The sequence below is a fragment of the Cupriavidus lacunae genome, from assembly GCF_003353055.1.
GTDB classification, from domain to species: domain Bacteria; phylum Pseudomonadota; class Gammaproteobacteria; order Burkholderiales; family Burkholderiaceae; genus Cupriavidus; species Cupriavidus lacunae.
Genome location: NZ_QKWJ01000032.1, coordinates 30,848 through 48,785 on the forward strand (window position 1 = coordinate 30,848; position 17,938 = coordinate 48,785).

The 17,938-nt window shown below is 63.7% G+C and carries 14 protein-coding genes and 4 pseudogenes; 9 read left to right on the forward strand and 9 right to left on the reverse strand.

Going from position 1 to position 17,938, the window contains the following annotated elements; genetic code table 11:
* Positions 1-147 precede the first annotated feature (147 nt).
* The 5 genes from DN412_RS23070 (at position 148) to DN412_RS23090 (ending at position 6,199) form a co-directional block, all read left to right on the forward strand.
* Positions 148-1,905: an FAD-dependent oxidoreductase gene (locus tag DN412_RS23070; protein WP_115213701.1), complete on the forward strand. Its 1,758-nt coding sequence runs from the start codon at positions 148-150 to the stop codon at positions 1,903-1,905.
* A 90-nt stretch (positions 1,906-1,995) separates the two neighbouring features.
* Positions 1,996-2,754 (forward strand): SDR family NAD(P)-dependent oxidoreductase, encoded by a 759-nt coding sequence (locus DN412_RS23075; protein WP_208647643.1) that lies wholly within the window; start codon positions 1,996-1,998, stop codon positions 2,752-2,754.
* 58 nt (positions 2,755-2,812) lie between these two features.
* Complete coding sequence (locus DN412_RS23080) at positions 2,813-4,168, forward strand: MFS transporter (RefSeq protein ID WP_115213703.1); 1,356 nt, start codon at positions 2,813-2,815, stop codon at positions 4,166-4,168.
* A complete protein-coding gene (locus DN412_RS23085; protein ID WP_279635227.1) occupies positions 4,165-5,325 on the forward strand; it encodes an MFS transporter in 1,161 nt (386 codons plus the stop codon). The genes DN412_RS23080 and DN412_RS23085 overlap by 4 nt, the downstream gene beginning before the upstream one ends.
* A gap of 181 nt (positions 5,326-5,506) precedes the next feature.
* Complete coding sequence (locus DN412_RS23090; protein WP_115213705.1) at positions 5,507-6,199, forward strand: porin; 693 nt, start codon at positions 5,507-5,509, stop codon at positions 6,197-6,199.
* Here DN412_RS23090 and DN412_RS23095 read toward each other — a convergent pair.
* Positions 6,196-6,510 (reverse strand): LexA family protein, encoded by a 315-nt coding sequence (locus DN412_RS23095; protein ID WP_115213706.1) that lies wholly within the window; start codon positions 6,508-6,510, stop codon positions 6,196-6,198. The genes DN412_RS23090 and DN412_RS23095 overlap by 4 nt on opposite strands.
* A 48-nt stretch (positions 6,511-6,558) precedes the next feature.
* On the opposite strand from DN412_RS23095, the gene DN412_RS23100 reads away from it, so the two are divergent.
* A complete protein-coding gene (locus DN412_RS23100) occupies positions 6,559-7,686 on the forward strand; it encodes an IS630 family transposase (protein WP_115213707.1) in 1,128 nt (375 codons plus the stop codon).
* 426 nt (positions 7,687-8,112) lie between these two features.
* Here DN412_RS23100 and DN412_RS23105 read toward each other — a convergent pair whose 3' ends face one another.
* Positions 8,113-9,135, reverse strand: coding sequence for a GlxA family transcriptional regulator (locus DN412_RS23105; RefSeq protein ID WP_115213708.1), 1,023 nt, complete (start codon positions 9,133-9,135; stop codon positions 8,113-8,115).
* Here DN412_RS23105 and DN412_RS23110 point away from each other — a divergent pair.
* The 3 genes and pseudogenes from DN412_RS23110 to DN412_RS44620 all read left to right on the forward strand — a co-directional run.
* The gene (locus tag DN412_RS23110; protein WP_161564031.1) at positions 9,125-10,285 is read left to right on the forward strand and encodes a DJ-1/PfpI family protein; all 1,161 of its coding nucleotides are present in this window, start codon (positions 9,125-9,127) and stop codon (positions 10,283-10,285) included. The genes DN412_RS23105 and DN412_RS23110 overlap by 11 nt on opposite strands.
* 169 nt (positions 10,286-10,454) lie before the next feature.
* On the forward strand, positions 10,455-10,586 hold the full coding sequence (locus DN412_RS44615; protein WP_244222752.1) for a DUF6434 domain-containing protein: 132 nt from the start codon (positions 10,455-10,457) through the stop codon (positions 10,584-10,586).
* Between the two features lie 254 nt (positions 10,587-10,840).
* Positions 10,841-10,999: pseudogene (locus DN412_RS44620) on the forward strand (cupin domain-containing protein); the annotation flags it as partial.
* Positions 11,000-11,138: 139 nt separating this feature from the next.
* Here the strand turns inward: DN412_RS44620 and DN412_RS23125 are convergent.
* The 7 genes and pseudogenes from DN412_RS23125 to DN412_RS23155 form a co-directional block, all read right to left on the reverse strand.
* Positions 11,139-12,341, reverse strand: a pseudogene (locus tag DN412_RS23125) (2-isopropylmalate synthase); the annotation flags it as partial.
* A 26-nt stretch (positions 12,342-12,367) separates the two neighbouring features.
* On the reverse strand, positions 12,368-13,465 hold the full coding sequence (locus DN412_RS23130; RefSeq protein WP_115213710.1) for a Leu/Phe/Val dehydrogenase: 1,098 nt from the start codon (positions 13,463-13,465) through the stop codon (positions 12,368-12,370).
* A gap of 462 nt (positions 13,466-13,927) precedes the next feature.
* Complete coding sequence (bcaP, locus tag DN412_RS23135) at positions 13,928-15,325, reverse strand: branched-chain amino acid transporter BcaP (protein WP_115213711.1); 1,398 nt, start codon at positions 15,323-15,325, stop codon at positions 13,928-13,930.
* A gap of 265 nt (positions 15,326-15,590) precedes the next feature.
* Positions 15,591-16,685 (reverse strand): branched-chain amino acid aminotransferase, encoded by a 1,095-nt coding sequence (locus DN412_RS23140; RefSeq protein WP_115213712.1) that lies wholly within the window; start codon positions 16,683-16,685, stop codon positions 15,591-15,593.
* On the reverse strand, positions 16,621-16,902 hold the full coding sequence (locus tag DN412_RS45675; RefSeq protein ID WP_115213713.1) for a DUF6537 domain-containing protein: 282 nt from the start codon (positions 16,900-16,902) through the stop codon (positions 16,621-16,623). The genes DN412_RS23140 and DN412_RS45675 overlap by 65 nt, the downstream gene beginning before the upstream one ends.
* 33 nt (positions 16,903-16,935) lie before the next feature.
* Positions 16,936-17,143 (reverse strand): annotated as a pseudogene (locus DN412_RS44075) (hypothetical protein); the annotation flags it as partial.
* A 169-nt stretch (positions 17,144-17,312) separates the two neighbouring features.
* Positions 17,313-17,564, reverse strand: a pseudogene (locus tag DN412_RS23155) (pyridoxal-phosphate dependent enzyme); the annotation flags it as partial.
* Positions 17,565-17,938: the final 374 nt, after the last annotated feature.

Sequence of the window (17,938 nt, forward strand, 5' to 3'; positions counted from 1 at the left end):
AGTGCGCGCAGTATAGCACTAGACATTATCTAATGAACAAGCGTAGGGTTAACATGTAGATAATTTCAATCGCGCTAGTACTAATCTAGCAAACATGGTGGCGCCGCTCTTGGCGGCCGTACCGCCCGCACTTGAATGGAGAAGTCGATGTCTACACTGCAACAGGAAAAATGTGATGTTCTGGTCATCGGATCAGGCGTCGCCGGCATGTCCGCGGCCATTACCGCCGCCAGCCGGGGGCTGAAGGTCATCGTGGCCGAGAAGGCGAGCTATTACGGCGGCACGACGGCCCGCTCGGGCGGCTGGCTTTGGGTGCCGAACACCCATCTGGGCAAGGCATACGGCCATCACGAACTACCGGACCAGGCGCTGACCTATATCCGGAACCAGGCCGGCGCCGGGTTCGATGAGGCGCGTGTACGCGCCTTTCTGGCGAACGGCCCGAAAGCGATCGAGTTCTTCATGACGAAGACCGTCGTCCAGTTCGACATGCCGCTCACGTTCCCGGACTACCACGCTGAAGCGCCCGGCGCCGCGCAAGGCGGCCGTTCGATGGTGACGCGCCCGTACGACGCCCGCGAACTCGGCCCGTTGCTCAAGACCCTCGGCCCCGTGCTGCCGGAACTGACGGTCTTCGGCGTAACGATCGGTTCCGGCAAAGAGATAGTCCATTTCATGCGGGTGACGCGATCGCTGCAGTCCGCTTGGTATGTCACCAAACGTCTGACCAAACATTTCCTGGAGGTGATGAAGTACGGGCGAGGCATGACGCTGACCAACGGCAACGCGCTGGCCGCGCGGCTCGCGAAGTCGGCCGCCGACCTGTCGATCCCGGTATGGCTGTCGTCGCCTGCCGTGCAGTTGTTGCAGGAGGGGGGGCGCGTCACCGGCGCGGTGCTTGATCGCGACGGCCAGCGGGTCAGCGTGAAGGCGCGTCACGGTGTGGTGCTGGCCAGCGGCGGATTCCCGCACAACCTCGAGCGGCGCAAGGAGACTTACCCGCACGTGAAGGCCGGGCACGGCCACTTCTCGCCAACGCCGCAGACCAATGTGGGCGACGGCATGCGCATGGCCGAAGAGGTGGGCGGTGTGTTCGACAAGACCCTGTCGAATGCCGCTGCGTGGACGCCCATGTCGCTCGTGCCGCGCAAGGACGGCACGACCGGCATCATGCCCCACTTCATCGACCGGGCGAAACCGGGCGTGATTGCCGTCAGCCTGGATGGCAAGCGCTTCGCCAACGAGGCGAACTCGTACCACGATCTCGTGCAGGCGATGATCGCCGCCTCGAAGGGCAAGCCGGAGACGGCGTGCTGGCTGATCGCCGACCATGCGGCGATCCGGCACTACGGCCTCGGCTTCGTGAAGCCGTTCCCGATGCCGCTCGGACCGCATCTGCGCAACGGCTACCTCAAGCGCGGCAAGACGATCGAGGACCTTGCGAAGCAGATCGGTGTCGATTCGGCGACACTCGCGGCCACCGTTCGCCAGTACAACGAAACGGCGCAGTACGGCCGCGATCCCGAGTTTGGGCGCGGCAGCAAAGCCTACAACCGCTACCAGGGCGACGCGCTGCACACGCCCAATCCCTGCGTCGCGCCGCTGGCCAATGGTCCGTTCTATGCGCTCAAGCTCGTACCGGGCGACCTTGGCTCCTTCATGGGCATCCGTACGAACGAGCACGCCCAAGTCGTCTCCCGGGACGGCGATCCGATCCCCGGCCTCTACGCAGCGGGCAACGACGCGGCAAGCATCATGGGCGGCGAGTACAGCGGTGCGGGCATCACGCTCGGCCCGGGTCTGACCTTTGGCTATGTCGCGGGCAACCACATCGCCGATCACGTTCAGGCCACGCCCCCGAAAGCGAGCGCGGCCGCCGTGCGCGAGCCTCTGGCCATGCACTGAATTCCCTACCCGATTTTTGTCACCCACGCGGCCGCATTGCGGCGGCCGCGTGGCGGCGTTCACCCTGAATTTCCCTCGATTGCAATCATGATGATTCCTCAACTCCTGACCGGGAAGGTCGCTTTCATAACCGGCGCGGGCCAGGGCAACGGCCGGGCCATCGCCATCGGCCTCGCAGAAGCCGGCGCGACGGTCGTCGTGACCGACATGAACGAAGCCAATGCCGACGAAACGGCGGCGATGATCGATGCCCATGGACATGCGGCACGCGCCTGCGCGCTGGACGTGACCGATGCCGCGCAATGCCGCGCCGTCGCCGAAGAGATCACCGCCTGCGTCGGCCCCGTCGACGTGCTGGTGAACAACGCCGGCATCCTCATTCGCGAGGGCATCGACAGCGAGAATGCGCTGGCCAACCTGCAGCGGGTGATGAAGGTCAACCACGAAGGGACGTTCAACGTCTGCCACGCGTGGCTGCCGGCCCTGCGGCAGACCCGTGGCGCCATCGTCAACGTCGCGTCCATCGCGTCGCTTGCGGGCCAGCCGAACACGCTCGGCTACTCGCCCTCGAAGGGCGCGGTGAAGATGCTGACCCAGTCGCTGGCAGCCGACCTCGCGCGCGACGGTGTGCGCGTCAATGCCATTGCACCGGGCGTCATCGAAACGCCCATGACCGTTTCCACGCGTACGGACCCGGCGAAGCTCGAGCGCTTCATGTCCCGCATCCCGATGAACCGGGTTGGGCAACCCGAAGAGCTGGTGGGCGCGGTGCTGTTTCTCGCCTCGTCGATGTCCACCTATGTGACCGGCGTGACCCTGCCCGTGGACGGCGGGTACCTCGCCGCCTGACTCTCACAAACGAGGCAAGCGCGCACAGCGCGCTTGCCCGCCCATCCAGGAGACAACGATGAAACAGGCATCCCGCACGATCGACGTGCAGTCCTTCATCGACGCCGAACGCTTTTCCCCTTGCCAGTGGCTGGTCCTCGCCTTCTGCTTCCTCGTCGTGGCGGCCGACGGCTATGACACGGCGGCAATCGGTTTTATCGCACCGTCGCTGGCGCACGAGTGGGGCATCGGCCGCGGCGAACTCGGTGTCGTCATGAGCGCAGCACTGGCTGGCCTGAGCCTGGGCGCGATCTTCGCTGGACCCGTGGCGGATCGCATTGGCCGCAAGACGGTACTGGTGGCGGCTGTCACGTGCTTCGGAGGATGGACACTCATTGCCGCCCATGCACAGACCGTCGGCACATTGACCGTCCTGCGCTTCCTGACCGGACTCGGGCTCGGTGCGGCCATGCCGACGACCATCACGATGATGTCGGAATACGCGCCGTCGCGTCTGCGTTCCCTTGCGGTGAATGCCATGTACTGCGGCTTCTCCGGTGGGCTGGTGGCTGGCGGCGCGGCATCGGCCTGGCTGATTCCTCATTTCGGCTGGCGAAGCGTGTTGACGGCTGGCGGCATCGCGCCGCTGATACTCGCCGTGCTGCTCCTTGCGCTGCTTCCGGAGTCGGCCCAGTTCCTGGCGGTGCGCGCCGGGGCGCCCGAGCGGATCGCGCGCATCCTGAAGCGCATTGCACCTCGGCAATCGCTCGAACACTGCGTGTTCGTCGCGCCGATGGCTTCGGCAGGCAAGGAGGGAAAGGCTTCGGCTCTTGCACTCATCCTGTCGGCCGGATACCGGCGGCGCACGTTCCTGCTCTGGCTGTCGTGCTTCATGGGGCTGGTGATCTATTACCTGATGACGAACTGGATGCCGACGCTGTTCCGTGAAGCCGGATTCAGCGTGGAACGTGGCGCGTTGCTGGCCTCCCTGTTTCCCCTTGGCGGCTTGCTCGGCAACCTTGTTGCGGGCTGGCTCATGGACCGCTTCAATGCCAACCGTACCATCGTCGTAGCCTACCTGCTGGCCGCGGTGCTCGTCATCGTGGTGGGACGCGGTGTCGATCATCCGGAGTTCCTCGGCATCTCGCTTTTCCTTTGTGGCACCCTGGTCACGAGCGCGGCAACTTCGATGTCCACCTATGCCGCAGGCCTCTATCCGACCGAGGCGCGTACGACGGGCGTGGCGTGGATGCAGGGCATCGGGCGGATCGGTGGCATGGCCGGCGCCTTCATCGGCGCAGGCCTTCTCGGTCTTGGCTGGAGCTTCGGCGATGTATTCGGCCTGCTCGCCGTGCCGGCGCTGCTCGCGGCAGGGGCAGTCTTCGCGATCGCGAAGCCCCGGCACGCCTATCCGATGGCAAGGGTGGCGGAGTGAGGCGGTTCGGAACTCTCGCCGTTGCGGCGGTCATGAGCATGGCGTCCATGCGCGCCTGTGATGCCTTGCTTCCGGCACTGTCGTCGGACTTCGATGTACCCATTGGCGTGGCGGCGTGGTCCATCTCCGCGTTCGCGCTGGCCTATGGCCTGATGCAGCTCGTATATGGACCGCTCGGCGACCGCTTCGGCAAACTCCGCGTCGTCACCCTTGCGCTGACAGGCTGCGCCGTTGCGAACGTCATGGCCGCCGTGGCCCCGACCATGCCCGCCCTCGCGCTGGCCCGGGGACTCTCGGGCGCCGCCGCGGCGGGTGTCATCCCCATGAGCATGGCGATGATCGGCGATACGGTTCCGGTCAGGGACCGGCAGCAGATACTTGCCCGCTTCTTCCTCGCGACCATCGGCGGGATGATCGGTGGCCAGTGGATGTCCGGGCTGATCGCCGACTGGCTGCACTGGCGCATTGTCTTCTGGGTGCTGGCGGCGGGCTCCGCCGTCGCGGCGCTCGTCGTGCGGATGCAGGGATCGGGCATAGTCTCCGACCTGATTGCCTGGCGTTCATTCGGGGAGCAGTTCCGCAGCGTGCTGGGTCAGCCAGGCGCCAGACTGGTGTTCGCAGTGACGGCGATCGAAGGCCTGTTCACCCTGACGGGATTTGCCTTTGTGCCGACCTATCTGCACGGCCGCTTCGGGCTCGGCCTGGGTTCGGCCGGCGCGGTGATGGCGATGTATGGCGTCGGTGGCCTGGTATATTTGGCGCTGTCAGGCGTGCTGATCAGGCGTCTGGGCTCTGATGCGCTGGCCGCCTTAGGAGGCGCGCTCCTGGGTGCCGCCTTCGCCATCGTGGCGCTCGGACCACGGTGGGAATGGAGCGTGCCCGGATGCTTCCTCGGCGGACTCGGCTTCTACATGCTTCACAACACCTTGCAGACCCAGGCGACCGAGGTGTTCCCGCCATCGCGCGGTACGGCGGTCGGGCTGTTTGCCGCGAGCCTGTTCCTTGGGCAGGCGCTCGGCATGAGCGGCGCTGCGGCCGTCGCCGGCACCCTCGGCGAGCGATGGCTGTTTGCCGCCGCGGCCGTGGCTCTCCCCCTTCTCGGCATGGCATTCGGAGGACGGCTCCGCACAGACGGTCACCGTCACCGTCCCGGATAGCTGCCATAGATGCCTGCCACCTGCCAGCCATCGAACCAGTTTGCCCTGAAGCGATCACGACGCTGATCGCTGCTGGCTTTCACTTTCCGATTCACCTGACGACGCGCCGTTCGGCGCGTCGAGGATATCCCTTTTTTCAGAACCCGAACGAGCACGCATCAAGACAACTGGAGGACCCAAGATGCAAGACTTGACGACAAGAAGCGGTATCACCTGCTGCGTGGCACTCTCTCTGCTGGGTGCCACAGGATTGGCCTATTCCGAAGCGACCCTGTATGGCGTAGTTGATAGCGGCATCGAATACGCCAATCACCAGCCCGGGAATGGAGACAGCGTCTATCGCGTGACTTCCGGAAATATCGCCGGCTCCCGCTGGGGACTTCGGAGTACCGAAAGCCTCGGAAACGGTGTGCAAGGCGTGTTCGTATTGGAGAGCGGGTTCGACGTCGACACAGGAAAATCCGGCCAGGGTGGCCGCCTCTTTGGCCGCATGGCCTATGTCGGACTGCAGGGATCGTGGGGCGGAATCCTGCTGGGAAGGCAGCTAAGCGCGTTCTTCGACTTCGTCGGCAACTACGATCCCATGACGCTGGCGACCAAGTATTCGATCTTTACCCAGGATCTCGCATACATCCAGCGGGCCGACAATACGGTCAAATATGTCGGCACCTTTGGCGGCCTGACCGCGTCGGCGTTCTACAGCTTCGGCGCGGACAGCAGCGTGGTCGTACCCGGGTCCGTCGCGGGCGCAGCAAACCAAGGAGCAGGCACGCGCCAGCGCTCGTACTCTGGCAGAGGGCTTTGCAGGCCTGAAAGTGAAGGGGCTGGCCTGCTGACTGACACCTTGTCTCGCTACATTGGCGACGTCACCTAGTACCGCTGCACAGAGGTTGTGACAGTTTGGCTGGGTTGTAGGACAGGCAAGCAGTTGTGGTCAACGAGCAGTTCGATGCTGCGAGCGATGCCTGCTTGCCGGCGGATCAATCCATTGCGTTCGAGGTTGAGCACCATTTGGTGGACGGAAGGAGCCGTGACGGCGAAAAATCGCTGCATGTCGTGCTCGGCCGGAGCGCGACCATTTATCAAGCTGTAGGCCCAGATGAAGGCGAGATACTGACCTTGCTTGTCGGTGAAGCTCGGGCAGGCTGAGCGCTCGCCAGACAATGGAAGCGATTTTTGATTCATTCGGAACCCCGGCAGTCGAAGGAGGCTCCCCCGAAGGAAGCCATCCGGATGAATCTACGCTATCGAGTCGAACTCGACCAATCCGAGCGTGAAGCGCTTGCTGCCATGCTAAGCGGCGGCAAGCACGCGGCACGCAAGCTCAAGCGAGCGCAGATCCTGCTTGCAGCGCACGCTGGCAAGGATGACGCGAGCATTGCCGCCACCGTGGCGGTTGGCGAATCCACGGTGTACCGCACCAAGCGTCGCTTCGTGGAGATGGGTCTGGAAGCGGCGCTGAACGAACAGGCTCGGCCTGGGGCCCAGCGCAAGCTCAGCGGCAAGGAAGAGGCCCTGTTGATCGCCACCGCCTGCACCAACCCGCCAGCGGGACGTGCACGCTGGACGCTGGAATTGCTCGCCGACACGTTCGTCAAACTAACCGAGCACGAAGAGTTATCGCGCGAGACGGTACGCCGGCGCCTGGCCGAGAACGATCTGAAACCCTGGCGCAAGGACATGTGGTGCATCCCTAAGATCGACGCGGAATACGTTGCACGCATGGAAGACGTGCTCGATCTGTATGCCGAAACCCCGGACCCGCAGCACCCGGTGGTGTGCTTCGATGAAAGCCCGACCCAGCTCATCGGCGAAGTACGCCAACCGATTCCGGCCGAGCCGGGCAAACCCTTGCGCTACGACTGCGAATACAAGCGCAACGGCACCGCCAATCTGTTCGTCTTCCTCGATGCACACCGTAGCTGGCGCAAGGTGAAAGTCACAGAACGGAGAACGGCAGATGACTTCGCCCAGTGCATGCGCGACCTGGTCGATATCCACTACCCCCAGGCACCGCGCATCCGGATCGTGCTGGACAATCTGTCGACTCACACGCCTGCTGCACTCTACCAAGCCTTGCCACCGGCGGAGGCACGCCGCATCCTGCAGCGGATCGAATTCCACTACACCCCCAAGCACGCCAGTTGGCTCAACATGGTCGAGATCGAAATCGGCGTGCTGCGAAGTCAGTGCCTGGATCGCCGCATCGACTGCCGCGACCGGCTGATCACCGAGGTCGCGGCTTGGGAGCAACTGCGAAACGCCAGCGGCGCTCGCATCAACTGGATGTTCTCTACCGAAACGGCCCGGGGAAAATTGGCCAAAGCCTACCCAGTACCGACCTCTGACAAACCGTCATAACCTCTGTGCGGAGGTACTAGTGGGTTCGCCGACGATCGCACGCAGCCGGCGGTCAAGCCTCTGCGAACTTCCGCAACGGCCGAGCTTGCCGGCCGGCGGGAAGGCTCGGACGACCGCTGTAGCCTGGAAGCCGCCATTTGCCCATCCGATCCGCGAAAGGCAGAGGAGGGTCGATAGTTGCCGTTGGCACCAGGAAGCCCTGCCCGGATAGGCAGAGGACCGAAACCGGCATTTGACGACGTGTATCCGCGTGCCGCGAATGGTCCCGTTCGCCAGAGCGCGATTGCCCCATGCCCGGCTGATCATCCGGAAGGAACCATTTTGAGCTCGACATTCGGCGATCGGACCAGCGATGCGGCGTGTGCGAGGGAGTCATCCGCTTCGCACGCGGCATCGCGAATTCATCGTTTCCCTTTGACCATGACATCAAACCGGCGCCCCCCGATTGGACCGGTACGATTCCGGCGTGCAGCCTCTCTCGCGGCCAAACGCACGCTGAAAGGCATCCACTGACCGAAAGCCACTCTCCGACGAGACTTTCTCTTGCGGCCAATCCGTTTGCAGAAGTAGCGTCGCCGCATGGTCCACGCGCGCACGGGTGACAAACGCAGCCGGCGTGCTGCCGGTTTCGGCCGCAAACGCCCTGGTCAGGTTGCGCGGGCTCATGAGGGCACGGTGAGCCAAGGCCTCTACCGACAAATTGCCAGTCAGATTGCGCATGATCCATGTCACCAGATTCTGCATGCGAGGTGTGGCCTGCGCCTGGGCGGCCAGAGTGCGACTCTCTTGCGAATCCGCACTTCCCCGCATCATGTGAACGGAAAGATTGCGGGCGATTTCTATCGCCACGGGCTGCCCCAGGTCGGCCGCAACCATCGCGAGTGTCATGTCGAGCCCCGTCGTCACGCCCGCGGACGTCCAGAGATTCTCGTCACGCACATAGATCGGATCGTTCAACACGCGAGCCTTCGGAAACATCGACTGCAGCGTCTCACAGGCATTCCTGTGCGTGGTGCACGGCCTGCCGTCGAGGATGCCGGCCGCAGCCAGTGCAAACGCTCCGGTACAGACGCTGGCAACGCGTCGAACCGCAGGCGCCCTGCGCGCCACCCATGCGCCAACGCCCTGCTCCACGATGGCTGCCCGCAAGGCCGGCTCGTCGCCCCCCGCCATGATGAGAGTGTCGATGGGAGTCGTCACGTCCTCCAGGCTCTCGGTCGCGGCAATGACCAGGCCGGCGTTGGTTCGGACATCGCCGCCGCATGGCGAGGCGATCGTGAGCCGGTATGCGTCCGGGATGTACTCGGATGCCTTCGACAGCGCGCTGGCGGGTGCGGCAACGTCGATGGGCTCAACCCCGTCAAACACCACCAATACGACGTGGCGAGTCGACACCGGACTGGCGGCGAAACTGGCAGAAAACGCGGCAGCGTTGTCCTTGTTGATCATCACCGTGCTCCGTACCCTGCAATCATGTTCAGGACTTCGAGAAAATAGCGTGGCATTCCCATTCAGGTTCGTTACGATCGTCGCGATGGTTGTGATGGCTGTGTTGCAGATGGCAAGTACGCGAGCCCTCGGCCAGAATTCTATCTCCGTCGGTGATTTTTCCATTCCCCGACCGCACCACCCACAGCCGGTCATTGCGGTGCTCGCACTCAACGAAGGCACGGAAACGACCGATTTCCTGGTGCCTTACGCCGTGCTGCGCCGCGCCGAGGTAGCCACCGTGGAGGCTGTGGCAAAAAGTCCCGGACGGGTGACACTGATGCCCGCGCTCGCTGTCGAACTGCAGCATGACATGGCGTCGTTCGACCGTCGGTATCCAAAGGGCGCCGACTATGTCATCGTGCCCGCAATGCATTCCGACAGCGACCCTGTCATCACTGGCTGGATTCGCACACAGGCTGCAAAAGGCGCAGTGATCGTGGCGATCTGCTCGGGCGCCCTGGTGGCTGGGAAAGCGGGGCTGCTCGATCATCGCCGGTTCGCAGGGCACTGGTATGACAGGACCACACTGCTTGCCCGACACCCGAGTGCCGTCCACCTGCCCAATCGGCGCTACGTTGCTGACAACGGCACGGTGTCGACGACGGGCGTGAGCGCATCGGTGCCGGTCAGCGTGGCCCTCGTCGAAGCCATCGCCGGGCGCGAACGCGCGGAGTTGGTAGCCGCGTCGATTGGGGTGAGCGATTGGGGGGCCGTACATGATGGCGCTCCCTTTCGAATCGACGTGGGCAACGCCACGACGCTGGCCGTCAATGCCTTGATGTTCTGGCGCCACGAGACCATTGCGATTCCGGTGGTGAATGGCGTCGATGACTTTCAACTCGCGCTGGCAGCAGATGCCTGGTCTCGAACCTACCGCTCCACGGCGATGGCCGAGGCAGCCGGCCCGGTGCGGACGCGCAGCGGATTGACGCTTGTGCCCGCATCGCCCGCTGCCCACCGCGACGCCTATCGAGTCCCCTTGCTAGCGGACGCATTGCCAGCCAGTCAACTGCGCCACACGTTGGCAGACATTAGCCAGCGATATGGCGACGACACGCGAAAGCTGGTCGAACTGACCATGGAATATGATGACCGCGGCGGATACTGAACGCCTGCGCGGCAAGCGAACGCAAATGCGGTTGCGGATTCGCACATCATCCTCGTTCGGCCAGTAAATTTTGACGGAGACACAATGCCCTTTGATTGGCTCGGCGGCCTTATCACGCGGAATACGCAGGTAGACACGGCCTACCGCAACCCAAAACGTACGTCGATTCATGATCTCACAGTGCGCCCCGGACTTCGCGTTCGATCGACCCGTCATGGCATGGATTCGCGAGGGCTCAGGCAAGACCATGGGCGATGTCGCCGACGAATGGCAGCGAAGGCGCGGGCTGTTGGAAGGTTGATCGCTCGATCCCGGCGACAGGCAGTCCTTGATATCCGCTCCTTGGTGAGGCGAACTTCCGCATTCGGCCACAAGCCGCCGTTCACATGCGTCGTCATTCGGACGTTCACGCGTCGGCTCCGCCCCGTAACCGGTCATCCGATTGTTAGAAACGCCTCCCTTCATTGGCCTGCCCGATCATCCGGGCGCGGCAGGCCGATAGCAGATCGTGGAGGGCGGTGTCGGAAGCGGGCATGGGACCCTCTGGGGTAGCCCGAGCACCTGTCGGTCCAGTCAAGGTCAATGACGGTGCGGTCAGGCGGGGAAGAAGAGAGGCTGAAACATGGGTAGACCGCCCGCTATGGCGCGGACGTCGCCCATGCCATCACCAATCCGGGCAAGACGGTGGCGACGGCGCCGCTGGTGGTCATTCATGCTGCGCGCCTCGCGCGGCTACCGGAGCTTTGGCGTCGGCTTGTCCCGACGTTCGGGAAGCTGACCAGACGGCGCTGTCTTGAGCGCCGCCTGCGGTAGCTCCCGGCGGCGTGGCCGGGAGCGCTTATGAAGCGCTGACCGTACTGGATTCCGCCACGCCGAGGGCAATGTGCCTCAGATCGTCATCGGTAATCGCGGCCTTCGTATCCGCCAGTCGCTTGAAGCGGGCGAAGGCAGCGGACAGCCCTTCGTCGTCGGGAAAATGCATCCCGAGTTCCTGAACCCGGTGCTTGAAGGCATTCCGGCCGGAAAGCTTGCCGAGCACGAGCGCGCCCTTGTCCCATCCAACATCTTCCGGCCGCATGATTTCATAGGTCTCACGGGCTTTCAGGATGCCATCCTGATGGATGCCTGACGCATGTGCGAAGGCATTGGCACCGACCACCGCCTTGTTCGCCGGAACGCTGAACCCCGTGGCCTCGGCAACGGCCCTGGAGGCAGCGACCAGATGCGTGGTGTTCACGCCAACGTCAAGTCCGAACAGGTCACGCCTGGTCTTCACCGCCATGACGACCTCTTCCAGGGACGCGTTGCCTGCGCGTTCGCCAAGCCCGTTGATGGTGCACTCGATCTGCCGGGCGCCACCGTACCTGACGGCCGCCAGCGAATTGGCAACCGCCAGGCCGAGGTCATTGTGGCAATGCACCGACCATATGGCCTTGTCGGAGTTGGGAATGCGCTCGCGAAGCTTCCGCAGTCCCTCGGCAAATTCGACGGGCATGGCATAGCCAACGGTATCGGGGACGTTGATCGTGGTCGCCCCTTCCTTGATGACCCCTTCGATCACGCGACAGAGGAAATCGGGGTCCGATCGACTCCCATCCTCGGGGCTGAATTCCACGTCGTTCGTAAACTGGCGCGCGAAGCGGACGGCAGTGCACGCCCGCAGATACACCTCCTCCGGGGTCATGCGCAGCTTCTTCTCCATGTGCAACGCCGACGTGGCGATAAAGGTGTGGATGCGGGATCTTCTCGCGCTCCTCAACGCATTGGCGGCTCGCTCGATATCGCGCTCATTGGCACGGGCGAGCGAGCAAATCACGCTGCCCTTCACTTGCCCGGAAATCTCCCGGATGGCGTCATGGTCCCCATCCGAGCTGGCTGCAAAGCCAGCTTCGATGACATCGACGTTCAGGGCATCGAGATGTTCCGCGACCGCGATCTTCTGCCTGACGGTCATTGCCGCGCCAGGCGACTGTTCGCCATCGCGCAGGGTGGTATCAAGGATGACGAGCTTGTCGCTGGCGCTGGTCGAACTGTGGGGCTTCGGGAATTCGTTCATCGGCTTCCTCCTGGTCGACGTCACGCTCAGTTCAGCCCGATGCCACGCGACAACACCTCGTGCGCCCATGTCACCGCCGCGCGCGCCGGCGCCTGGCCGGTCGACTCCACGCGTTGCGCCAGCCTGAGCACCCGTTCGCGGATGCCTGCAACTTCGTCGCGCAGGGCCGATTCGTCGACACCGCCGAGGTATTCCCGGGCGCAACTCACGATGCCGCCGGCATTGATCAGGAAGTCGGGCGCATAGAAGATCCCGCGCTGGTGCAGGGTGTCGCCTTCGGCGAGCGAAGCGAGTTGATTGTTTGCCCCGCCGGCGATGACCCGGAAGCGGCAGCTTTCGGCCACGGCCGGGGTGATGACGGCACCCAGCGCGCAAGGCGCGAATACATCGGCGTCGACGGCCGTGATGGCTTCCGGCGATACGACGCGGGCGCCAAACTGCTGTTTCGCCTGCGTCGTGCGGCCGGCGTCGATATCGGCCACGGTCAGGGTGGCGCCCGCTTCGTGGAGACGGCGGCAAAGCTCCCAGCCCACCGAACCCAGTCCCTGGACGGCCACGGACAAGCCGGCGAGCGACTTGCGGTCCAGGCGATACAGCGCCGCCGCCTCGATGCCGACGAACACGCCGTATGCCGTCCACGGCGAGGGATTGCCGCCGAAGCCGCCGTCGCGCGGCATGCCGCTGACGTAGCGGGTCTCGGCCTGGACGGCACGCATGTCGTCCACCGTCGTGCCGACGTCCTCGGCCGTAATATAGCTGCCTTGCAGCGACTCGACCATGCGGCCGAAGGCGCGGAAGAGTTGCTGGCGGTCGGTCTGCGCCGGGGAACGCAGGATCACCGCCTTGCCGCCACCGAACGGCAGCCCGGCGAGGGCGTTCTTGTAGGCCATGCCCTGAGACAGGCGCAGCGCATCGGACAGCGCGTCGGCTTCGGCGGGATAGGCCCAGTACCGGCAGCCGCCGAAGGCGGGGCCCAGTCTGGTGTTGTAGATGGCGATGATGGCCTGCAGGCCGGATTCCGGATCGGTGGCGAGCGTCACGCGCTCGTGGGACAGGCCTTCGCCGGTGCCGAAAAGGCGGACAGCGGCCGCCGCGTGGGTACGGTCGTTCAACTTCTTCTCCATGACGTGGGGAATGCAAAGCTGTAGCTCTGCCTTCCTTGACACACCGCCTGGGTTGCAGTGCGGTGCGGCGTTGATGGGGCGTGGAGCCCCAATCCCGTTCGGCTGCGGGCGATCTTGTCGCGCCGGCGCCGGGTTGGCATCTTACCCAGCTTCTGGTGCGGGCGGGGCTGGGGTTTTCGCTTACTCCAAGGTCGGCTTCCACATCCGCTTACCGTGTCTCGGGACTTCTCGCGGCGGGAGAATCCGGGCATCTGCTCGCGATGATCGGGAGGCTGGCAATCGCCCAGCGTCCCTTCGCACCGGTGGAACTGACGGTGTTCGATCCCGAGAGGCCGGTACCCTGATATTTCACGTCGCGGCGATTATGTCCCATCGCCGGCGCGTGACTGCTAGGCGCAAGGCGAATTGGATTGGTTGACCAACGGTGGCGTCCATGTAGGCCCTTACGACTGGCACCGCGTGCTACCTGGTGCCACCGTGCAGCACCGCGTTGCGGCGCGCGTACAGGAAGTAGATCGACAGGCCGATCCCCAGCCAAATGAGGAAGGCGATCCAGGTCAGCGCTTGAAGGTGCGCCATCAGGAACAGGCAGAAGCCCACCGATAGCAGCGGAACCACCGGCACGCCGGGACAGCGGAAAGCTCTCGGCAGCTCGGGACGGGTCCGGCGCAGCACCAGCACCGCGATCGAGATCAGCGTGAAGGCGGAGAGCGTGCCGATATTGATCAACTCGGCCAGCACATTGAGCGGCACGAATGCGGCGATCATCGCGAACACGATGCCGACGGTCCAGGTGGCAAAGAATGGCGTGGCGTGCACCGGGTGGACCGACGACAGCTTGGCGGGCAGCAGGCCATCGCGAGACATGGCAAAGATGACGCGAGTCTGGCCAAAGGTCATTACCAGGATCACCGTGGTCATGCCGAGAATGGCGCCCAGGTCGACAAAGCCAGCCACCCAGTTCTGTCCCGCGTACTGCAACACCAGCGACACGGGATGGTCGATGCCGGCGAACTTGGCGAAGGGAACGACGCCGGTCATGATGGCCGCGACTATCACGTATAGCACTGTGCAGACCGTCAGCGAGCCGATGATGCCGACCGGCAGGTCGCGGTGCGGATTGCGCACTTCCTCGGCGGCTGAGGTCACCGCATCGAAGCCGATAAAGGCGAAGAACACCAGCGCCGCCGCATTGAAGATGCCGGATACCCCGAACGGCGCGAATGGCTGCCAGTTGGCCGGCTTGACATGCCAGACGCCGACCGCGATGAACAGCACCACCACCGAAATCTTGATCGCCACCATCAGGTTGTTGAGACGGACCGACTCGCGCACGCCGCACGACACCACCCAAGTGGTGATCAGCATGATTAGGAAGGCCGGCAGGTTGAACAAGGTGTGCACGCCCGGCACAGCCCCCGGAGCTGCCGTCAGCGCCGCCGGCAAATGCAGACCGAAACCCGCCGCCAGCGACTGGAAGTATCCCGACCAGCCCACCGACACCGCCGAGGTAGCCAGGCCGTATTCGAGCAGAAGGTCCCAGCCGATCATCCAGGCGATGATCTCGCCCAGAGTCGCGTAGCTATAGGTATAGATCGATCCCGACACCGGGATGGCGGAGGCGAACTCGGCATAGCACAGCGCGGCGAAGCCGCAGGCCATGGCCGCGATGACGAAAGACACGGTCAGCGCCGGGCCGGCGGTCAAAGCGCCGGTGCCGGTCAGCACGAAGATGCCGGTGCCGATGATGGCGCCGATGCCCATCAGCACGAGGTCCACGGGACCCAGCACCTTCTTCAGGCTGCCAACGTGTCTGTCCACCAGCATGGCGTCAATGTCTTTGGTTCGGAACAAGCTCATATAGGTGTCTCCTGCATGTGCTGCCGAGCGATCGCACGGGCCCGCGCCGGAGATGGCGACGAGTCATGCGGGCGCGAAGGCATCCGGGCAGCGTGCTGCCGGGGTCGGCGGCACGGCTTGCCGGCACGCAGGTCGCGCCCCGGTCCCGGTATTTGTTGGAATTACCCGGACCGCCCAGGCCACGGGGACAGACGTCAAACCGAATCAACGCGGCGCGCACGGCTCTCCGATTCCTTGCACGCCGCTGATGTCAAACACGCCGGTCTCAATCGACGTGATGAACCCATCCGAACGGGTCGGCGATCTTGCCGCGCTGGATGCCGGTCAACAACGAACGGAGGCGTTGCGTAACTTCGCCTTCCCCACCATTGCCGATCGTGAACTCCCCACCAGCGTGACGTACCTGCCCGATGGCGGTGACGACCGCGGCCGTGCCACAGGCAAAAGTTTCCTTAACCCAGCCACTGGCTGCATCTGTGCGCCACGTCTCGAAGTCGTATGGTGTTTCATTGACCGGAATACCCTCGTGCCTGGCCAGTTCGATGATCGAAGCGCGGGTAATGCCCGGCAGGATTGTCCCTGTTAATGGAGGCGTGCGCAGAGAGCCGTCATCCATCACGAAAAAAACATTCATGCCCCCGAGCTCCTCGATCCAGCGGTGCTCCGCAGCGTCAAGGAACACCACCTGGTCGCAGCCATTGGCCGAGCCCTCGGTCTGCGCGATCAGGCTGGCTGCGTAGTTGCCGCCGCACTTGGCCGCGCCGGTGCCGCCTGGGGCCGCTCGGGTGTAGCGATCCGAAACCCATACGGTCACCGCCGACTTGCCGGCCTTGAAATACGGGCCGACCGGGCAAGCAATCACGCAAAATACAAATTCGGCCGACGCGCGCACGCCGAGAAAATTCTCCGAGGCGAACATGAATGGACGCAGGTAGAGGCTTCCATCGCCGCCTGGAATCCAGGCGCGGTCAATATCGACGAGCGCTTCCACGGCTTGCAAAAATGTGGCCTCGGGCAGGTCGGCCATCGACATGCGGGCAGCAGAGGCGCGAAAACGCCTTGCGTTCTCCTGTGGTCGGAACAGCGAGATCTTGCCGTCCTCGCCACGGTATGCCTTCATGCCCTCGAAGATTTCCTGCGCGTAGTGCAGTACTGCGCAGGCGGGATCGATTTGGAAAGGACGGCGTGCTTCGACCTTGGCGTCATGCCAGCCGCGACCGTCGGTCCAACGGATCGTGACCATGTGATCTGTGAAAATGCGTCCGAACGTCGGATTTGCCAACTTGGCAGCGATCTCATCGGCGGGGGTGGGCCCGGGGCGAGGCTCTACAACGAACTGCAGTTGATTTTCCGTATTCATTTTTCAGTGTTCCGAGGATGTTGGGCCATATGGCCCTGGCCGCCGCGGTAGTGTCGTCGGGGCGGGTGAGTGAAGCCAGTGCGACAGCAGTGTCAAGTTTGCCGTCGCTCAGGGACTGCGCAAGCTCCTCCACCGTGGCGAGATACTCGGCAATCAGTTGCCGCTCTGCACGCCGTTCGGTAGGCCTGCCGAATATATCGAAGGCGGTGTCGCGCAAGCCCTTCAGCCGCGCCAGCAGACTGCCGTCATGGAGCCCGCCCAGCGGCGAGCTCCGGTACCCGGAATAAGGCCGGCGGTATTCAATCCCGCGGCCCGGTCGCGGGCCTATTGCCGCAGTGGCAGTCGCACCAGCGCCTGGGTGCCGCTCATGTAGACGCGGCCTCTTTTGAGGGTGTCCTTGTCGTCCAGGCTGGCCGCGGCCAGGGATTCGCGCAGGTTGGCGATAGTGGGGTATTCACGATGTCTGTCTCCGCATGCTTCTTTTGTCCGGAGGAGTGTAGGAAGCGCCCGCGCCATCGTAAAATCAAAAATTCCAAAACCTGATATCCACAAAACAAATAGCGGAGGGATGGACATGGCCAAGTCTCGCGAGGCACCGGAAAGGATCACCGACGAGACTCGCCCGCAATACGCGACAGCCATACCGGCATTGCTCCCTGATGAGGAAACGAAGTGTTTGGCGCCACGCTCCATATGCCAACTGCACGCATGTGAAATGCCGCGCAATTTGAATGAACCAGAAGGCTGCAGAGCCTCCATCTTCAGCCAGACGGTTTTGCCCAGACGGACGGAGTTGGACTGCGATCGAAGCAGCGGTGTATTGATATACAGAGTCTTAGCCGTGTAAAAGGAAGTGCAGAAGTGATTCAGGCAGGTGATCGAGGTGGAGGAGCGGCTGCACCGAGGGCAAACGGACGTTGTCGACGCCGACCTCGCGGACTACTTCGGAAGTATTCCACACGCCGAACTGATGTTGTCGCTCGCGCGACGCATCGTTGATCGGCGCGTGCTGCACCTGATCGCCCCGCGCGGTAGGCGTACTGCTCTGGTGGAAGATTCGCTTCGAAGATCGGTTCGAGCACCAGCATCGCTGCTGTCATGCACTCCCGATCCCGCAAGGTCGAGATGCCCAGTGGCCTCAGCTTGCCATTGGCCTTCGGGATAAACACTCTTCTAATAGGGTCCGGTTGGTAACTCTCCTGCCTGAGCGCTAGCGTCAGTTCGCCGAGCCACTTCTGCACCCCGTACTCCTC